This is a genomic window from Streptomyces sp. HPF1205 (genome assembly GCF_020400825.1).
GTDB lineage: Bacteria > Actinomycetota > Actinomycetes > Streptomycetales > Streptomycetaceae > Actinacidiphila.
Map to the genome: position 1 here is coordinate 35,412 of NZ_JAINVH010000044.1, position 18,027 is coordinate 53,438.

At 72.8% G+C, this 18,027-nt stretch carries 13 protein-coding genes; 1 reads left to right on the forward strand and 12 read right to left on the reverse strand.

The annotated features are described in order from the left end of the window. Positions 1–7: 7 nt before the first annotated feature. The 8 genes from K7G61_RS32435 to K7G61_RS32470 all read right to left on the reverse strand — a co-directional run bounded on the left by K7G61_RS32435 (position 8) and on the right by K7G61_RS32470 (position 9,600). Positions 8–1,441: a chitinase gene (locus K7G61_RS32435; protein ID WP_225850711.1), complete on the reverse strand. Its 1,434-nt coding sequence runs from the start codon at positions 1,439–1,441 to the stop codon at positions 8–10. A 184-nt stretch (positions 1,442–1,625) separates the two neighbouring features. Continuing rightward, positions 1,626–2,768, reverse strand: coding sequence for an SGNH/GDSL hydrolase family protein (locus K7G61_RS32440; protein ID WP_225850713.1), 1,143 nt, complete (start codon positions 2,766–2,768; stop codon positions 1,626–1,628). 37 nt (positions 2,769–2,805) lie between these two features. Further along, positions 2,806–4,233, reverse strand: coding sequence for a glycoside hydrolase family 28 protein (locus tag K7G61_RS32445; protein WP_225850714.1), 1,428 nt, complete (start codon positions 4,231–4,233; stop codon positions 2,806–2,808). A 14-nt stretch (positions 4,234–4,247) separates the two neighbouring features. Beyond that, positions 4,248–5,105 (reverse strand): ABC transporter permease, encoded by an 858-nt coding sequence (locus tag K7G61_RS32450; protein WP_225850716.1) that lies wholly within the window; start codon positions 5,103–5,105, stop codon positions 4,248–4,250. Then, positions 5,102–6,025: an ABC transporter permease gene (locus tag K7G61_RS32455; protein ID WP_225850718.1), complete on the reverse strand. Its 924-nt coding sequence runs from the start codon at positions 6,023–6,025 to the stop codon at positions 5,102–5,104. The genes K7G61_RS32450 and K7G61_RS32455 overlap by 4 nt, the downstream gene beginning before the upstream one ends. Beyond that, complete coding sequence (locus K7G61_RS32460; RefSeq protein WP_225850720.1) at positions 6,025–7,224, reverse strand: ABC transporter ATP-binding protein; 1,200 nt, start codon at positions 7,222–7,224, stop codon at positions 6,025–6,027. The genes K7G61_RS32455 and K7G61_RS32460 overlap by 1 nt, the downstream gene beginning before the upstream one ends. A gap of 14 nt (positions 7,225–7,238) precedes the next feature. Next, a complete protein-coding gene (locus K7G61_RS32465; RefSeq protein ID WP_263985132.1) occupies positions 7,239–8,537 on the reverse strand; it encodes an extracellular solute-binding protein in 1,299 nt (432 codons plus the stop codon). 121 nt (positions 8,538–8,658) lie between these two features. Continuing rightward, positions 8,659–9,600 carry a dihydrodipicolinate synthase family protein gene (locus tag K7G61_RS32470; RefSeq protein ID WP_225850722.1) on the reverse strand — a complete coding sequence of 314 codons (942 nt, stop codon included), beginning with the start codon at positions 9,598–9,600 and terminating at the stop codon, positions 8,659–8,661. 421 nt (positions 9,601–10,021) lie between these two features. On the opposite strand from K7G61_RS32470, the gene K7G61_RS32475 reads away from it, so the two are divergent. Next, on the forward strand, positions 10,022–12,457 hold the full coding sequence (locus K7G61_RS32475) for a pectinesterase family protein (protein ID WP_225850723.1): 2,436 nt from the start codon (positions 10,022–10,024) through the stop codon (positions 12,455–12,457). Positions 12,458–12,556: 99 nt separating this feature from the next. On the opposite strand, the gene K7G61_RS36710 is transcribed toward K7G61_RS32475, so the two are convergent. The 4 genes from K7G61_RS36710 to K7G61_RS32500 all read right to left on the reverse strand — a co-directional run bounded on the left by K7G61_RS36710 (position 12,557) and on the right by K7G61_RS32500 (position 17,849). Next, complete coding sequence (locus K7G61_RS36710) at positions 12,557–14,839, reverse strand: ABC transporter permease (RefSeq protein ID WP_263985133.1); 2,283 nt, start codon at positions 14,837–14,839, stop codon at positions 12,557–12,559. Then, a complete protein-coding gene (locus K7G61_RS32490) occupies positions 14,836–15,558 on the reverse strand; it encodes an ABC transporter ATP-binding protein (RefSeq protein WP_225850725.1) in 723 nt (240 codons plus the stop codon). Before K7G61_RS32490 ends, K7G61_RS36710 begins: the two co-directional genes overlap by 4 nt. Beyond that, positions 15,555–16,079 (reverse strand): PadR family transcriptional regulator, encoded by a 525-nt coding sequence (locus K7G61_RS32495; RefSeq protein ID WP_225850726.1) that lies wholly within the window; start codon positions 16,077–16,079, stop codon positions 15,555–15,557. The genes K7G61_RS32490 and K7G61_RS32495 overlap by 4 nt, the downstream gene beginning before the upstream one ends. Positions 16,080–16,160: 81 nt before the next feature. Continuing rightward, positions 16,161–17,849 carry a hypothetical protein gene (locus tag K7G61_RS32500; RefSeq protein WP_225850727.1) on the reverse strand — a complete coding sequence of 563 codons (1,689 nt, stop codon included), beginning with the start codon at positions 17,847–17,849 and terminating at the stop codon, positions 16,161–16,163. Positions 17,850–18,027 lie beyond the last annotated feature (178 nt).

Genomic DNA, 18,027 nt, shown 5'->3' on the forward strand with positions numbered 1-18,027 from the left:
TACGGTGTCAGGACGGCAGGGTCCACTGCTGGTTGGTGCCGCCGAAGCAGTCCCAGATCTGCAGCCGGGTGCCGTTGGCCGAGCTGGGTCCCGTGGCGTCGAGGCAGCGTCCGGAGGCGGGGTTGACCAGGGTGTTGCCGCTGCCCTTCTGCCAGACCTGGGCGCCGGTGCCGTTGCAGTCGTAGAGCTGAACCTGGGTGCCGTTGGCGGTGCCGGCCGCGGTGACGTCCATGCATTTGCCGAGCGCCCGCAGCGTGCCGTCGGCGCCGACCGTCCAGGACTGGGCGGCGGTGCCGTTGCAGTCGTAGAGCTGAACCGCGGTGCCGTTGGCGCTGTTGGCGCCGGCGACGTCCACGCACTTGCCGCTGTAGCCCGACCCGATGGGCCCGGTGGCGCCGGTGGGCGGCGGGGTGGCGCCGCCGGTGATCTGCTGGAAGACGCCGGTGAACTGGTACGGCGACTGGGAGACGCCGCTGCAGTCGCTCTGCGCGGCGCCGCCGTTGGTGGCGCACGCCTTGTCGCGGCCGAGCGACCAGAAGGACAGCTCCTGGATGCCGTTGGACTGGGCGAAGCTCTCCAGGGTCCGGGCGTTGGAGAGGGAGAAGACCTCGTTGCTGGAGTCGTTGACGCCGATCATCGGCGTGTTGCCCTCCATCGCCCACAGCTGGGCCGGGGACTTGCCGGTCCAGATCTGCCCGAGCTGGTCGTGCAGGGCCTGGGCGGCGCTGACGGCGGCCTGGCCCATGTCCATGGAGGGGCCGTAGTCCATGGTCATGATGTTGACGAGGTTGACGTTCACGCCGTGGCTCTTGGCGTTGTTCAGCAGGCTCAGCGAGTCCGACAGCAGGCCGGTGGTGTCGACCGGCAGGGTGTAGTCCACGTCGAGCCGCCTGCCCTGGGCCGCGTACTGCTGCTGCAGGTCGGCCAGGGCCTGGTTGCGCCGGTCGTTGGCGGCGGTGTCGTCCAGCGCGGCGCCCTCGATGTCGAAGTCGAGCCGGGTGAGGTTCAGCCCGTCGACGACCCGCTTGTACTGGGTTTCGAGCGCGGACACCGAACCGCAGGCCAGCGCCTCCTCGGTGCCGCTGGCGCCGCCGAATGAGGCGATGACGTCGCCGCCGGAGGCCCGCAGGCTGTTGATGGCCGAGGTCCAGCTCGCGTCGGTGACGGAGGTGTCGCCGTTGAAGGTGGCGTTGCAGCCGCCGCCGTCGATGACGAACGCCAGGGTGAAGTACTTGTCGCCGGTGGCGTTCATCGCGCTCGCCATCGCCGAGGGCGAGTTCCACACCTCGGTGTAGGGCGCCGAGTACTGGGCGGGGAAGCCCGGGCCCGGGTTGGCGGCGGCGTGCGCCTGACCACCCGCGGCAAACAGCAGGCCGGCCGCGAGGGTTGGTGCGGCGGCCAGGGCGCCGATCGCCTTGGTCCGCAGACGGGGTCTGATCATGGGGGGTTGCCTTCCGGTCGGTCCGGTAGCGGACAGCCGGGACCCCGGTTCACAGGAGTGAACCGCGGACACCGACGTGACGTGGGGGCGCTCCGAAGACGGTAGGACTAGACCAATACCGCGTCAAGCTCCCGCGTCCGCCAACTCTCGCCGTCAGCAGGACGGTTGACGGTCGGCGGCAGGGCTACCAGCGCAGGTGGAGAGAGGCGAGGTAGGTGTCGAGCAGGCCGGAGATGACCTGGTCGTCGTGGGCGGAGGGGTGCCAGTCGCAGCCGAGGTGGTCCAGGGTGGGGTCGTCGTAATACCAGTAGCCGACCCGGCTGTCGCCGCGGGCGTTGCGGTCGCGTACGACCTGCTGGGCCGCCTCGGCGAAGGCGGTCGTGCCGTACACCGCGGTGGCGCTGACCACGATCTGCGTGCGCGGTCCGTACCGGGCCCGCAGTTTGTCGAGGAAGCCCTGGTACGCGGACTCGTAGGCACTGACCAGGTCGTCGGTGCTGGTCCAGCGCTCGCCGGGGTGGAGGGCGGTCGAGAAGTCGTTGATGCCCAGGCCCACCACCACGACCTGGGGCCGCCAGTCGCGCGGCACCTTCCAGACGTCGCCGGGGACGTCGATGAGGGCCCGGTCGTAGTAGGTGCGGAAGTCGGTCCCGGGGTCGCCGCCGTTGTAGTTGCGGACCATGCCGCGGCCGGAGTAGGCGTTGAGCTGGTAGTCGGCGCCGAGGCTCTTGGCGGTGAGCGCGCCGAAGGACAGGTCGGCGTCGGAGTTGCGCTCCACTCCCCCGTTGGTGGAGCAGTCGCGCGTGCCGGAGACGTTGCCGTACCCCGCGGTGTAGGAGTCGCCGATGAACTCGATCCGGCGGTGCCGGGCGCGCGGCGCGGGGAGGATCGCCCCTCCGGGCGCCGCCGTGAACCCGCCGAACCGGCCGACGGCCCCGGTGCTTTCGGTGCGCTTGACCAGCCGCACGCTGTGCACGCCGTCGGCCAGGCCCTTGACCCAGTACGTGGTCGTCCCGGGGGTCAGCAGCGTGGCCGACGTGGCGCCGTCGATCTGGACGTCGTAGTCGTTGGCCGAGTCGTCGAGGACGATGCCGACGCCCGTGCCGCGGAACCGGCCCTCGAAGTAGACGCCCGGCCAGGAGTAGGACACGTACCCGCCGGAGGACGCCTCGACGCGGCCCGCGGTGTGGAACCGCGCGACCGCGCTTGCCGGCGCCGTACCCGCCGGCGCCGGGACTGCGCCGGCGGGTACGGCGCAGCCGAGTGCGGCGGCCGTGGCGGCCACCGTGACCAGTGCCCGGCGGGTCGGGCGGCGTCGGAATCTCATGCGGCTCTCCGTGGGTCGGGAGCGCCCCGGCGGGCGCTCACTGCGGTTGTCCGTCGATCACCACGTCCGTCAGCTCCAGGTCGCTGACGTTCAGGGCGACGTTCGGCCGGCTCGTCGCCCCCGCGACGGTGATGCCGGCGAGCCGTACCGTGCCGACGGGGTCGGCGGCGTATCCCTGGATGTTCCAGCCCTGGACGGCCGAGGCGACGTTCCAGTGGCTGAGGTTGACGCCGGTCACCGTCGGCGGGAAGGTGCCCGTGTCGCCCTCGCCGTAGTTGTAGTCGATCAGCAGCAGCGGTCCTCCGACGGCGCTGACGTCGACCCGGTGCACGTGGGTGTTCTCGATGAAGCCCCCGCGTACCGAGTTGGTCTTCAGGCGGTGGCCCGACTGCAGGCCGGCGCTGGTCATGGTCAGGTCGCGCGCGTACACGTCGCGCACTCCGCCGGTCATCTCGCTGCCGATGGTGACGCCGCCGTGGCCATTGGCGAAGGTGCAGTTCTGGATGACGATGTTCCGGCTGGGGACATTGACCCGGCGCCCGTCGGCGTTGCGGCCCGACTTGATCGCGACGCAGTCGTCCCCGCAGTCGAAGGAGACCCGGTCCACCAGCACGCCGTCGCAGCACTCGGGGTCGCAGCCGTCGGTGTTCGGTCCGGTGGAGCTGACGGTGACGCCGCGCACCACGACGTCCCGGCACAGCGTCGGGTGCAGGTGCCAGAACGGCGAGTTGGTGAAGGTGACGCCCTCGATGAGGACCCGCTCGCAGGCGTAGGGCTCCACGAAGGCGGGGCGGAAGTGGTAGGCGGTCCCGTCGCGCTGCTCGACCGGCAGGCCGGCGTTCACGGTGGCCTCGAAGGCGGTGAAGTCGGTGGAGTCGACGCCTTTCCAGGCCCACCAGTTGGCGGCGGACGCCTGCCCGTCGAGCACGCCCTCACCGGTGATCGCGATGTCGTGCTGCCCGTAGGCGTGGATCAGCGGTGAGTAGTTCATCAGCTCGATGCCCTGCCAGCGGCTGTGGACCGTGGGCAGGTAGGCCGCCGGGTCCGTGCTGAAGGCGAGCGTGGCACCGGCCTCGACGTGCAGCCCCACCCGCGAGAGCAGGTGGATCGGGCCGGTGGCCCAGCGGCCTGCGGGGACCACGACGCGGCCCCCGCCGCGCCGGGCGGCCTCCTCGACGGCGGCGGCGATGGCAGCGGTGTTGTCGGTGGCGCCGTCGGCGACCGCCCCGAAGCGGGTGATCGGGACGTCGCGCCGCGGGATGCGGGGGCGGCGGATGCTCGCGACGATGCGGTCGGCCGCGCGGTCCGCGAGCCGGTCCGGGGCGAGGGCCACCGGCGGGCCGGCCGTCGGCGGGACGCCGGCGGCGAGGGCGCTGCCGCGGGGGATCGCGCCCGCCGCGACGGCGCCGCTCACGGCGACGGCCGAGCGCAGCAGGGCGCGCCGGCTCGGGGCGGTGTCCGACATGGCCGTGCCTCCTGTCAGTCGGACTGCCGGGCGACGAGCTGGGTGGGGTTGACGAAGCGCAGCGCGACGAGCAGCAGGACCGCCATCGTGGCCGTGTAGAGCACCGCCATGGCGTCGACGGACTGGGTGCTGCGGATGCCGGCGGAGTTCACCGCGGAGAACAGCACCACGATCAGCGTCTGGCTGGTCGGGCCCGAGGTGAGGAAGGTGAGCTCGAACATGCCGAAGGTGCGCACCAGGACCAGGATCCCCGCGGCGAGCATGCCCGGCAGCAGCAGCGGCGACAGGATGCGCGTGAACACCGTCCACGTGGACGCTCCGCACATCCGGGCCGCCGCCTCGATCTTCGGGTCGATCTGCTCGATGAACGGCGTCATCGTGAAGACCACGAAGGGGATCGACGGCACCAGGTTGGCCAGCACCACGCCGGTGATCGACCCGGCCAGGTGGAACTTGTACAGCACGGTCGCCAGCGGGATCCCGTAGGCGATCGGCGGCACCAGGATGGGCAGGACGAACAGGGTGGTGAGCAGCCTCTTGCCGGGGAAGTCCCGCCGGGCCAGCGCGTAGGACGCCGGGACGGCGAGCACCAGTGACAGCGCCACCACCAGGAAGGTGACCTCGACGGTGGTCCACAGCACCCGGCCGAGGTCGAACTCGTTCCACGCGTCGCCGTACCAGTGGCGGGTCCAGCCGCTCGGCAGCCAGTGGTTGAACCAGCTGCGGCCGAAGGAGTTGACCAGCACGGTCGCGATGACGCCGAGCAGGTTGACGAAGAAGAACGTCAGCGCGGCCCAGGTCAGCCAGGTGCCGGGGCGCAGCACCAGTCCGCGCCGCCGTACGGGAGCGGCAGCCGCCGCTTGTGCGCTCATCCCTTGCCTCCGGTGGATCCGCGGTACAGCCGGGAGCGCAGCGCGGTGACGGCGCCGAGGACGGCGAACATCAGCACGGTCATGATCATCGCGTCCGCGCAGCCCTGGGAGTAGTCGAAGCGCTCCAGGGCGGCCTGGTAGGCCTCGATGGAGATCACGTGGGTGCTGCCGTTGGGGTCGCCGACCATCATCGCGGAGGGGAAGACGGCGAAGGCCATCACGAAGCTCAGGCAGAAGGTGGTCATCAGCCCGGGCAGCAGCAGCGGGAAGGTGACGTAGCGGAAGCGCTGCCACCAGTCCGCGCCCAGCGTGGCGGCGGCCTTCTCCAGGCTGGGGTGGATACCGGACAGGTAGGAGTGGGTCAGCAGGTAGGCGAACGGGAAGCCGCTGATGAGCAGCGACAGCAGCACCCCGGTGTAGTTCATGGTCAGCCGGACCGGTGAGTCGGTGAGTCCCAGCAGGTGCAGCGTGCGGTTGAACCAGCCGGCCGGGCCGTAGAACTCGAGGATGCCCTCGGCGGTGAGCACGGTGCCCAGCGTGATCGGGACGACGAGCAGCGCCAGCAGCAGCCGCTTGCCGCGGAACTCGCGGCGCATGCGGTACGAGATCGGCACCGACACGCCGACGTTGATCACCGAGGCCGGGATGGCCAGCGAGAAGGTGGCCCAGATCGACTTGCGGGCGAAGGGCTCGGAGAAGAACTGCCGGTACGCGCCGAGCGTCCCGCCCTTGGCCGGCTGGAAGGAGAGCTGGAGGCCGTACAGGAAGGGGTAGCAGAACAGCGCGATCACGGCCAGCGCGCCGGGCACGGCCAGCAGCAGCGTCCGGTCGACGCCCCGCTCGGCGAGCCGGTGCCGCAGGGCCGCCTTCGGCCGCGTGTCCGGCAGGGCGGCCTGGGAGGTCATGGGCAGGCCCGCCATCAGGACACCGCCTCGCCGAGACCGCCGCCGGCGCCGGGGGCCTGCGTCGCGGGACCGCCGTCCGGCTGCGTTGCCTCGCCCACCGGTGGGAAGAACAGCGCCCGGTCGGGGTCGACCGCCAGGGACAGCGCGTCGCCCGGACGGACCTGGCCGCGGGCCTTGAGGTGGATCCGGTCGCCGTGCGGGGTGATCGCCTCGACGTGCAGGACGCGGCCGTGGTACTCCACGACCTCGGCCACCGCCTCGCCGATCGGCGGCTCGTCCGCCTCCGCGACGCGCAGGTCCTCGGGGCGGATGGCGACCGTCACCTGCCGGCCGGCCGCCACCTGGGCCCGCGGGCCGACGACGGTCCCGGTCAGCCGCAGGCCCGGCCGCTGCGCGACCGTACCGCCGGCGTCGGTGGCGACCACGTCCATCGGCAGCAGGTTGCGGTAGCCCATGAACGCGGCGACGTGCGGATCGGCCGGGTGCTCGTAGAGCTCGGCGGGGGTGCCGATCTGGCTGACCCGCCCGGCGTGCAGCACCACGAGGCGGTCCGCGAGCGACAGCGCCTCCTCCTGGTCGTGCGTCACGTAGATGGTGGTGAGCCCGAACTCCTGGTGGATGCGCCGGATCTCGCTGCGCATCTCCAGCCGCAGCGCCGCGTCCAGGTTGGACAGCGGCTCGTCCATCAGCACCAGGGCCGGCTCCATCACGATCGCGCGGGCGATCGCCACCCGCTGCTGCTGGCCGCCGGAGAGCTGCCCGGGGTGCTTGTGCGCCTGCTCGCCCAGCCGTACCAGGCGCAGGACCTCCTCGACCCGCCGGTTGGTCTCGGCCTTGGCGACACCGCGCATCTTCAGCCCGAAGGCCACGTTGGCGCGCACGGTCAGGTGCGGGAACAGGGCGTAGTTCTGGAACACCATGCCGAATCCGCGCTTCTCGGGCGGCACGGTGTCGATCCGCCTGCCGTCCAGGACGATCTCGCCCGCGGTCAGCGGGAGGAGGCCGGCCAGGCAGTTCAGGGCGGTGGTCTTGCCGCACCCGGAGGGGCCGAGCAGGGCGACGAACTCGCCGCCACTGATGGTCAGGTCGAGCGGGTGCAGCGCCAGGTGGGAGCCGTAGGCGCGGCTGATGCCGCGCAGCGACAGCTCGCCGAGCTGGGAGGCGGGGTGCGCCTTGGCGCCCGCCGCGGCGGGCGCCTTCTGACTGGAGGTCATGTCGGTCCCGGTGCTCACTTGGACGAGCCGATCTTCTTGTCCCACAGGTCGAAGGCGGTGACCTGGGCGGTGGCGGGCAGCGAGTTCTTGATGGTGCTGCCGGAGATCCAGGAGTCGAACTCGGTGTCGCCGTACCTCTGCAGGGCCGATTGCGAGGACGCGGGCGCCTTGCTCAGCGGCACGTCCTTCACGGCCGGGCCGGGGTAGAAGTAGCCCTCGTCGTAGGTGACGGCCTGCTGCTCGGGGGCGAGCAGGAAGGCGAGCAACTGGAGCGCCGCGATCAGCTCGTCGTCCGAGACGCCCTTGGGTATGACGCCGAACTGGGCGTCGCTGACCCAGGTGGGGTTGTCGAACTTGGCGGCCTTCATGGCGGCCGGCACGGTGCCCAGCGCCCGCGGGTTGATGTACCAGCCCATGGTGCTGGCGATCATGTGCACGGTGCCCTGGGCGAGGTTCGTCATGGTCGCCGATGTCTTGGACGGGTAGGTGTCCACGTACTTGCTGAGTTCGGTCAGGTAGGCCCAGGTCTTGGACCAGCCGGTGGCAGGGTTCGTCGGGTCGGAGTCGCCGAGCAGGTACGGAAGGCCCATCAGGAAGGTGCGGCCCGGCCCGGAGTTGCGGGGCTGGGCGTACTGGAACTTGCCGGGGTTGGCCTTGGCCCAGTCCAGCAGGGCGTCGGTGGTCGTGGGCGGGTGGGCGACCTTGGCGGGGTCGTACTCCACCAGCGGCCCGCTCGGGGTCCAGACCAGCTCGATGCCCTGGTCCTGCGCGAGGGCGGCCATGGAGGCGGCCCCGGGCTGGTAGTTGTCCATCAGGCCGGGGAAGAAGGTGGTGTAGTACGGCTTGAGGTCGTACCACAGGCCCTTCTGGATCCCGGCGGCGAGTCCGTCGGTGCCGGTGAGCACGAGTTGGATCTGGACGTTGCCCGCCTGCTGCTGGGCCTGCACCTTGGGGGCGAGTTCGGGCGCGGTGCCGGTGGTCGTGGTGATCTTGGACACCGAGCCGGGGTGCGCGGCCTTGAACGCCTCGATGGCCGGCTTGGTCAGGGCGAGGTTGCCGGCGACGTCCAGGATGTTGAGGGTGACCGGCTTGGACGGGGCGGTCGCCAGGGTGCTGGGGGCCGGCTTGGAGCTGGTGCCGCTGCTGGGCGCGCCGCAGGCGGCGAGTACGGGGCCGGCGGCGGCCGCGCCGGCGAGCGAGCCGAGCACCCGGCGGCGGGACAGGGCTCTGGCGGGGCCCGCGGGGGTTGCGGCGGTGACGGGGGCGGGGTCGGTCGCGTGGCTGCTGGTACGGGGGGTGCCGGCGTCGGACATGTCTGTGGGGGCCCTTCGTCGAGGTGGTGGGGGTGGTCGGTGGTTCGGGTCCGGTGGCGGGCGCTGGTCGGCGGCGCCGCGGGCCGGGCCGGGGCCCTGGGCTGGGATGCGGCCCGGCCGGTCACAGCCGGCCCTCCGCGCGCCACCGCTCGATCAGCCCGGCGACGCGTTCGCGCAGGTCGGGCGGGAGCACCCGGGACGGCGGGCGCACGGTCCTGCCGGCGAGCCCCAGTTGCGCCAGCGCCTCCTTGACGACGCTGACGTTGTCCGCGGAGGCGTCCGCGGCCCGTAGTTCCTCGAAGGCGCGCGCGGACTGCCACACCTCCATCGCCCCGGTGTAGTTCCCGTCGCGCAGCGCCCGCAGCAGGGCGGTCGACAGGGCCGGCGCCACGTTGACCAGGCCCGAGGTGAACCCGGTCGCGCCGACCGCCCAGTAGCCGGGGGTGGACAGTTCGGCCAGTCCGGCGATCCAGGTGAACCGGTCAAGACCCGCGTCGCGCGCGACGGAGGCGAACCGCACGGTGTCCGGCACCGCGTACTTCACGCCGATGACGTTGGGACTGTGCTCGCCGAGGGCGCGGATCTGCCCGCCGCTGATCCGCGGGTCGCGTACGTAGAGGACGACGCCGAGTTCCGGCACCGCGTCGGCGATGTGCCGGTGGTAGTCGATCCAGCCCTCGGCGGAGCGGTACGGGTGCACCGGCTGGTGCACCATCAGCATGGCCGAGCCGGCCTCGGCCGCGTGCCGCGCGGCGAGCACGGCGCCGGCGACGTCCAAGCCGACCCCGGCCATGACCTCGGCCCGGCCGTCGGCGGCCGCGACCGCCGACTCCACCGCGCGCCTGGTCTCCGCCTCGGTGAGCGTGTAGAACTCGCCGGTGTTGCCGTTGGGGGTGACGACCTCGACACCGTGCCGGACCAGCCGGCCGATCAGCTCGGCGTGGTTGTCCCAGTCCACGCTGCCGTCCTCACGGAAAGGCGTGACCGGTATCGCGACGACGGTCGCCAGTCGGGCGCGCAGTTCTTCCAGCCGGGCGGCCGGAGTCCGCGTCTCCAAGGTCATGGGCTTGCCCCTTACTCCGCTTCGCGCCGCCGGGCGCGTGCCCGGCGGCGGCGTGCTCGCAAGTCTGCTGGTCGGGGATGGTCGGGCGAAGGTCTCGTACTCGGGGAAGTGGCGTGCCACGAGGGAAGCGTGCGGTCGATCCCGACGGCAATAAGATCTCATATATGAGACGCCATGACGCTAGGCCCCCGGGCAGGAATGGTCAAGGGGTCGCGCAACGGCTGAGCAGGGCGGAGTCCCGACCGGCCAACGCCGGTCGCGCCGAGAGCCGTTGACGGGTGTTCCCGGTGCCCGTACTCTCGCCTGCGCCTCATATATGAGACATGCTGCACGATGCTGTGAACGTCAACACCTGTTCCGGATCGCGGCGTTCCGGCCCCGGAGCGCCGGCTCCCCCCACACCGACACCATGAGGGGCCTCATGAAACTCCGCCGGTTCACGGCGGGTCTGCTCGGCGTGCCCGCACTCCTGCTGTGCGGCCCCGTCGGCCATGCCTCCGCCGTCACCCCCACCCGGGACGCCACCGCACCCGTGGTCCTCACCGTCGCCAAGAGCGGCGCCCAGTACCGCACCGTCCAGGCCGCGGTGAACGCCGTACCCGACCGCTCGGCCACGCCGTACGTGATCTCCATCGCCGCGGGCACGTACACCGAGCGGGTCGACATCCCCGCGACCAAGCTGCACCTGACCCTGCGCGGCGCCACGAGCAACCCCGCCGATGTGGTGATCACCTCCGCCGACTACCACGACGAGACCAATCCGAGCACCGGCAAGCCCTACGGCACCGAGGGCTCGGCGACCGTCCACGCGAAGGCGAACGACTTCACGGCCGAGTACCTCACGTTCGCCAACACCTTCGACAAGAGGGCCCACCCGGGCGTCAGCGGCACCCAGGCCGTGGCCCTGGCGATGGAGGGCGACCGCCAGCAGTACCTGCACGACGTCTTCTACGGCCACCAGGACACGCTGCTCACCTGGGGCTCCAGCGCGAGCGTGGACCTGCGGCAGTACGTCTACGACTCGCGGATCGAGGGGGACGTCGACTTCATCTTCGGCAACGGCACCCTGGTGGTGGACCGTTCGACCATCGACGCCCTCAACGACGGGATCTACAGCAGCGCGTACCTGACCGCGCCGGCCACTCCCGCCGCGCACCGGTACGGCATCCTCGTCACCGGCTCCACGGTCAACACCACACTCGCCAACAACGCGCTGTACCTGGGCCGGGCCTGGAAGCCCAGCTCCGACTCCGACCCGCAGGTGGTCATCCGCAACACGGTGCTGCCGCAGGCGGTCAACACCGGCGGCCCGTGGCTGGGCATCTCCGGAGCGACCTGGACCAGCGGCCGGTACGGCGAGTACGCGAACACCGGACCCGGTTCCGTGACCAGGACCTCCGCGGCGCGGCCGGTCCTGGACGCCGCCACCGCCGCCGGGTACACCGCCGGCAGCTACCTGGCCGGCCCGGACGGCTGGAACCCGGTCGCCCTGTCCGCGGCGCGCGCCGTGCGGACCGCCGGCGACCCGCGGCAGGTGAGCGAGCCGCGCCTGCCGGCCGTCTGCCTAAGGCTCACCGCGGCTCTGCCCGGCGGCACCCGCGTGTTCGGCGACGCGGCCGAGACCGCTCCCCCGGACACCGCCCGGATCCAGGCGGCACTGGACGCCTGCGCGGGGTCGGGCCGGAGCGTGCTGCTCAGCGCGGCCGGGGCCGACGCCTCCTTCCTGTCCGACCCGCTGACCGTGCGCGCCGGGGAGTTCCTGGTGGTCGACGCGGGCGCCACCCTCTTCGCCACCCGTGACGCCGCCGCGTACCAGCAGCCGGGCAAGGCCGTGTGCGGCTCGATCGGCGCCAGCGGCACCGGCTGCAACCCCTTCATCACCGTCACGGGCCGCGACTCGGGCGTCGAGGGGGTGCGGCGGGCCGGCCGCGAGGGGACAGTCGACGGCCGCGGCGACCAGACCATCCTCGGCACCACGACGTCGTGGTACGACCAGGCGAACACCGCCAAGCAGGAGGGACTGGCGCAGGTCAACCCCCGGCTGATCCAGTCCAACCAGGCCGACGACGTGACTTTTTACCACCTCACGCTGACCCACGCGGCCAAGATGCACCTGTTCATCAGCCAGAGCATCGGCGCCACCGTGTGGGGCATCAAGGTCGCCACCCCGGCGGACACCCTCAACACCGACGGCGTCAACATCGACTCCAGCACCGATGTCACGGTCACCAACTCCTCGATCATGACCGGTGACGACTGCGTGGCGATGACCACCAACAACGCGGCCGAGTCCGCCGTCACCGTGGAGCACATGCACTGCTACGGCACGCACGGGCTGTCCATCGGCAGCGGCACCACCTACGGCCTGGACTCGATGCTCATCGAGCACAACACCCTTGACGGCAAGGACATCTGGGGCAACGTCAGCAGCTTCAACAACGGGATCCGCATCAAGAGCTACCCGGGCAAGGGCGGCACGGTCACCAACACCACGTACCTGGACACCTGCATGACCGGGGTCCAGAACCTGATCGTCATCACCCCGAACTACGCCGCGCCGACCGGGACGACCATCCCCTGGTTCAAGTCCGTCACCATCGACCGCGCCAAGGCCGTCCGGTCCGTGCCCGGCGCCTCCTCGGACCTGGAGGGCTACAGCCCCGACCAGCCGTCCGGGATCACCCTGCGCGACGTCGACCTCGACGCCACCGCGGTGACGGCCAAGTACGCGAACATCACACTGAGCCGCACCGACCTGTCCCCCTCGGGCACCGGTGTCACGGTCACCACCACCCCCGGTGACCCGGGCCCGCCGCCCATCCACTGCGTCTTCCCGCGCTTCCCGGCGTCCTCCTGACGGGATCTCTCCCGACGGGGCGTTGGTCGCACCGGGGCGAGGGGTCCGTACCGGTCGCCGGTACGGACCCCTCGCGCGACGATCGGCCCCGGGGGCCGGTCACTCGTTGCGGACGGTCTCCGGGGCGGTGATCCGGCGCAGCAGCGGCAGGGTGGAGGCGATCACCGCGAGGGCCGCGGCGAGCCCGCCGCCGACGATGAGGTAGTACTCGCCGCCCGGCGCCCGCAGCGAATACCCCAGCTGCGCCTTGAGGAAGAGGTGCGCGGCCAGGAAGCCGGTGGCGATGGCCACCGCGGAGACCACCACGAGCGGGACCGCGCTCTCCAGCAGCACCACCCGCCGCAGCACCCCGAGCCGCACCCCGGTCAGCCGCAGCAGGCTGAAGGGGCGCCTGCGGTCGCTGAGACCGCCGGCCACGCTCACCGCGAGGCTGCAGCCGGCGACGGGGAAGCTGACCGCGACGACCACGTCGGCCAGTTGCTTGTAGCCGTCGAGTTCCTGGGACGCGCGGGCCCGGTCCTCGGCGAGGGTGTACGGGACCCGCTGGTCGGGATAGGCGGTGGCCAGGAGGGTACGGGCCTGCTCCTCCGCCCGTGTCGACCCGTCCGTGACGACGACCACCTGCAGGGCCGGGAGCCGCTGGAGCCCGTCGGGGCCCGCGGCGGCGGCGTGCCACACCGTGGGCCAGGGACGGTCCGGGTCCTGGAAGCCGATGCCGGCGAAGTCGGCGGCGACCGCGGCGGTTTCGGCCCCGGGCGGGCAGGCGCCGAAGACGGGCGTGGTGGCCAGTTGCACGCACGAGGCCAGGCCGCCGCCGAAACCGTCGCCGCCCTGGCGGCGGGTGAAGTGCGGGTCCTCGTGGACCACGGTCACCCCCAGCACACCCGGTACGGAGCGCAGGCGGCCCAGCAGGGCGTCGGACGGCGAGGCGGCGGTGCCGGTGAGCCGGTCGTCGTAGTGGCTGTAGTCGATGTAGTCGCCGACGACGGTGTGGCGGACCTGCGGGCCGCCCTGCGGTATGCCGCGCTCGGCGACCATGGAGGTGATGATCCCGACCGCGCCGCTGGTGACGCACAGGGCGAGGACCAGCCCGCTGACGGCCCGGAAGCCCGCCTTCGGGTCGTCCGAGAGCCGGCGTCCGGCGACGAGTGGGGCGGGCCGGCCGGTGCGGCGCGCCATGAAGGCGGCTCCCACCATGGTCAGCCACGGCCCGGCGAGCACGATACCGCCCATGACCAGCAGCATGCCCGGCAGGAACGCGCGGACCTGGCCGCCGCTCGTGCTCGGGTCCCGGCCGATGAACCAGGCGATCTCCAGGAGCCCCGCGACGAGCGGGACGAGCCGGTAGGCGCGCGGCGGGCGCGGGGTGACGCGCCGGGTCACGCCGAGCGGTGAGATCCGCACCCGCCGCAGCGCGATCCACGCCGAGACCGCGGCCGCGACCGGGACGCCGAGGCCGACCAGCAGCACGTCCGCCGGGGTCAGCGACAGGTCGCCGAGGAAGAACGGCGTGCGGGTGAAGTTCACCTGCCGCAGCAGCGGGCGGATCGGGAAGAACAGCGCGAAGTTCGCGGCGACGCCGGCGGTCGCGGCCAGGGTCGACTCGACGGCCGAGATCACCGAGATCTGCCGGGGTGTGGCGCCGATCAGGCGCATGGCGGCGTAGCGCTGTTCGCGCCGCGTCGCCGAGAGCCGGGTGGCGGTCGCGATGAGGACGAGGACCGGGAAGATCAGGGCGCCGGACACCACCGACAGGATGAGGTCCATGCCGCTGCTGTCGGTGCCGGCCACCTCGCAGTTGCTGCCGTCGCATCGGCTCGGCGAAGTGGTCGTGATCGACGTGACCCGCTGGGCCATGCGGTTGCCGGACAGTTCGTCCGGGCGGTGGCCGATGACGATGATCAGGGAGTCCGGTCCGGGCAGCGCCACGTCGCCGATGGTTCCGACCCGGTGGCCGGGGTAGCGGTCGGCGAGCTGGGCGGCCGGGGTGGTGGCCAGCAGCCGGGCCAGGGCGGGCGAGGCGTAGAACTCGCCGGGTCCCGGCAGCCGGGGGATGCCGGGCGGCACCGGCGAGCGCGGGCCGGTCGCGGCCACGTCGAGGCGGCCGATGAGCTTGCCGCGGAAGCCGTCGGCCCGCAGCATCCACCACAGCGGGTCGGCGTCCGGCCGGGCGGTGGCGGCCGGACGGGGGTCGTCGCCCACCGCGGTGTTCAGCCAGGCGTAGCGGTCGTTCTGGGTGCCGGTGGCGTTCAGGGCCGCGAGGGTGCTCAGCAGCATCCCGACGCCCAGCGCCACGGCGGCGGTGATGACGGCCAGCCGGGCGGCGGCCTCCTTGCCGCCGCCGAGCGTGAGCCGCAGCCCGAGGCGTACGAGACGGTTCACGAGGCGGTCCGTCCCGCCGACAGCGACATGGCCCTGCCATCGCGGACCATGATCTCGCGGTCCGCGCAGGCGGCGACCCGGGCCTCGTGGGTGACGACGACGACGGTGGTGCCCTGTTCACGGGCGGTGGTGACCAGCAGTTCCATCACCTGCTCCCCGGTGAGCGAGTCCAGCGACCCGGTGGGCTCGTCGGCGAACAGCACGTCGGGGCCGGCGACCAGGGCCCGGGCGAGCGCGACCCGCTGGGCCTGGCCGCCGGACAGCTCGCCGGACCTGCGCCGCTCCAGGCCGTCCAGGCCGAGCCTGCCGAACCACTCACGGGCCAAGGCCAGCGCCGCCGCCCTGCGGGAGCCGCGCAGCAGCAGCGGCAGCGCGACGTTCTCCTCCGCGGTGAGTTCGGGTACGAGCTGGCCGAACTGGAACACGAAACCGCAGCGGTCCCGGCGCAGTTCGCTGCGCTCGCTCTCGCGCATGCGGTCCACCCGGCGGCCGTCGAACAGTATCTCCCCCGCGTCGGGCACGAGGATGCCGGCCAGGCAGTGCAGCAGTGTGGACTTGCCGGAGCCGCTCGGGCCCATGACGGCCACGATCTCGCCCGCCGCCACGGCCAGGTCGGCGCCGCGCAGCGCCGGTGTCCGGCCGAAGGACAGGGTGACGCCGCGCGCCTCGACGAGGAACTCCCCCGTACGCGGCGCCCCGGGCGCCTGCGCGGCGGTCATCCGCGCACCTCCTCGGCGAGCGCGCCGAGCCGGGCCGAGGTGACCTCGATCCACCGCAGGTCCGCCTCCAGGCGGAACATGCCGTGGTCGGCCAGGAGTTTGTCGACCAGCGGACCGGTGCGCTTGATCTCGGTGAGCTCCCGCATGCGCCGCACGTGTGCGGCGCGCTGGACGTCGAGGTACGCCTGGGCGTCGCGGCCCAGCATCAGGGCGAGTACGACCTTGGTGAACAGCTCGGTCTGCAGCGGCGCTTCGGACTCCACCGGCTCGGTCAGCCACTGTTCGACCTCGGTGGCCCCGAGGTCGGTGATGACGTACCGCTTGCGGTCCGGGCCCGATCCGGGCTCGGCCGGGCCGACCACGACCTTCCCGTCGCGGGCCAGGCGCGCCAGCGTCGAGTACACCTGCCCGAGCAGGAGGGGTTTGCCGCGGCAGAAGTACGTGTCGTAGTCCCGCTTGAGGTCGTAGCCGTGGCTCGGCTCGCGTTCGAGCAGCCCGAGGAGCGTCATGGGAACGGTCATGACCCCGTGTGTACACTGAGTGTGCACACCGAGTCAATCACCGACCGGGGCGCTCACCGGGCGGCGGCCGGGAGACGCCGTTCAGCGCCTGGGGCAGATCACCAGGTGGTACGCGGGGTCGGCGGCCACCGGCGCGGCGCAGTCGAAGCGCTGCCGCACCCGCGCGGCGACCTCCGGCGCGACCTGGCCCAGCGGGAACCAGAAGGTGTCCAGCACCGCGTACCGGGTGCGCGGGTCGTCCAGGCAGCGCAGGTTCTCGCGGTAGCTGACCTGGCCGGTGACGGCCCGGTCGTAGCGCGTGCGCTGCAGGAAGTCCGGCGTCGGGTAGCGGCAGTGCGTCGGGTTGCCCAGCAGGTACCCGACGTCCCCGAAGGCGAGATAGGTGACGGGCGTGGCGGAGCCGATCCGCTCCCGCACCCCGTCCAGCCACCGCCCCAGCTCGTGCCGGGTCCTAGCGCGTTCGAGCGCGGTGAAGGTGGAGTGCCGGGTGTCGTACGAGTAGGGGGTCGTGGGCCACGCGGGGACGGCCAGCGCCAGGACGAGGGCGGCGGCGGTGGTGTACCGCGGCGGCGTCTTCGACCCGAGGACGGCGGCGGCGCCGGCGGCGGCCGCGGCGACGACCGCGACCAGGGTGAAGGCGAGGCTCGCGTGGGCGCTGCGCCAGGACAGCGACCGGCCGGCCAGCAGCGGGGTGGCAGCGCCCAGGACGGCCGTGGCCGCGACCGTCCACCGGTGCGGGTGGCGGGCCAGCGCCAGCCCCCACAGCGCGGCGCCGAGCACGGGCAGGGCGGCCAGGTGGTACTGGAACCACTGCCCCTGCACGACCAGCGCGACCAGCACCGCCGCGACACCGGCCCCGGTCAGCAGCGGCCACGCCCGGCGCGCCCGCCGGGTCGCCGCGCCGCGGGCGAGCAGGACGACGGCGGCGGGCAGCAGCGCCACCACCGGGTTCATCAGCGCTTCGGTGCCGACCGTGTCGACGAGCAGGCCGAGGTCGCGGGCGTGGAAGCCGTCCTGCAGCGGGGTGCCGGGGTTGAGCGCGGACAGTTCGTTGAACCACCGCCACTCGCGCGGCTGGACGGCGATGGCCAGGGCGAACCCGGCCGGGGTGGCCAGCGCGGCGGCCGCGGCGGTCCACCGGCCGCGGCGGCGGTCCAGAGCGATCAGCGCGCCGAGCGGCAGCAGCGCGGTCGGCGCGGTGGTGTACTTGACCAGCACCACCAGCGCGGTCAGCACACCAGCGGCGGGGACCGCCCACCGCGCCCGGCGCGGCCCGAGTCCCGCGGCCAGGGCGGCGACCGCCAGCCAGATCGCCACCCATTCCGGCTGCAGGAAGTCCCACGGCGGCGCGAACAGCAGGGCGAGACCGGTGGCCGCGGCGACGGCGTCCGCCTCTCGGCGCGGCAGCCGGCGGGCGAGCCCGGAGCGCAGCCACCAGGCGAGGGCCGCGGTGAGGACGACGACCAGCAGGCGTATCCACGCCTCGCGCAACGCGACCGGCCCTGCGGTCAGGTGGTCCAGGCCGGACAGCAGCCATCGGTACGCGAGCGGCCGGTGCACGAAGGTGCCGGAGGCGCCGTAGCCGCCGCGGCCGGCCGCCCGCATGCCGCCGAGGACGTAGCGCACGTCGTGGTTGAGGCCGCTCCAGCACATCGAGGCGGCGCCCGCGACGACGGCGACCGCGGCCGCGGCGCGTGCGGCCGGCGGCGTACGGTGCCGGACGGCGGGGCCGCCCGCGGCGCGGTCTTCCAGGGCAAAGGCAGAGGTCACGGCCGCTGACCCTAGCCGCGCGGCGCGGCCGGCCGCGCCACCGGCGGACCGGGGTCCGCCAATGTTCATCCGGATGTGGCCGGCTGTTCCCGGGGGCGTCCCGCCCGCCGCCCGTACGTCCCCCGGCCCCGTCCGTACCACCCGCCGCACACGCGCCCGTGCGCACGGCGCGCCGCGG

Bases quoted from the DNA above. Each gene is read 5' to 3' on its own strand.
- K7G61_RS32490 (WP_225850725.1), bottom strand. From the start codon at position 15,558: ATGACCGCCGCGCAGGCGCCCGGGGCGCCGCGTACGGGGGAGTTCCTC.
- K7G61_RS32440 (WP_225850713.1), bottom strand. From the start codon at position 2,768: ATGAGATTCCGACGCCGCCCGACCCGCCGGGCACTGGTCACGGTGGCC.
- K7G61_RS32475 (WP_225850723.1), top strand. From the start codon at position 10,022: ATGAAACTCCGCCGGTTCACGGCGGGTCTGCTCGGCGTGCCCGCACTC.
- K7G61_RS32460 (WP_225850720.1), bottom strand. From the start codon at position 7,224: ATGACCTCCAGTCAGAAGGCGCCCGCCGCGGCGGGCGCCAAGGCGCAC.
- K7G61_RS32455 (WP_225850718.1), bottom strand. From the start codon at position 6,025: ATGGCGGGCCTGCCCATGACCTCCCAGGCCGCCCTGCCGGACACGCGG.
- K7G61_RS32470 (WP_225850722.1), bottom strand. From the start codon at position 9,600: ATGACCTTGGAGACGCGGACTCCGGCCGCCCGGCTGGAAGAACTGCGC.
- K7G61_RS32435 (WP_225850711.1), bottom strand. From the start codon at position 1,441: ATGATCAGACCCCGTCTGCGGACCAAGGCGATCGGCGCCCTGGCCGCC.
- K7G61_RS32495 (WP_225850726.1), bottom strand. From the start codon at position 16,079: ATGACCGTTCCCATGACGCTCCTCGGGCTGCTCGAACGCGAGCCGAGC.
- K7G61_RS32450 (WP_225850716.1), bottom strand. From the start codon at position 5,105: ATGAGCGCACAAGCGGCGGCTGCCGCTCCCGTACGGCGGCGCGGACTG.
- K7G61_RS32445 (WP_225850714.1), bottom strand. From the start codon at position 4,233: ATGTCGGACACCGCCCCGAGCCGGCGCGCCCTGCTGCGCTCGGCCGTC.
- K7G61_RS32465 (WP_263985132.1), bottom strand. From the start codon at position 8,537: ATGTCCGACGCCGGCACCCCCCGTACCAGCAGCCACGCGACCGACCCC.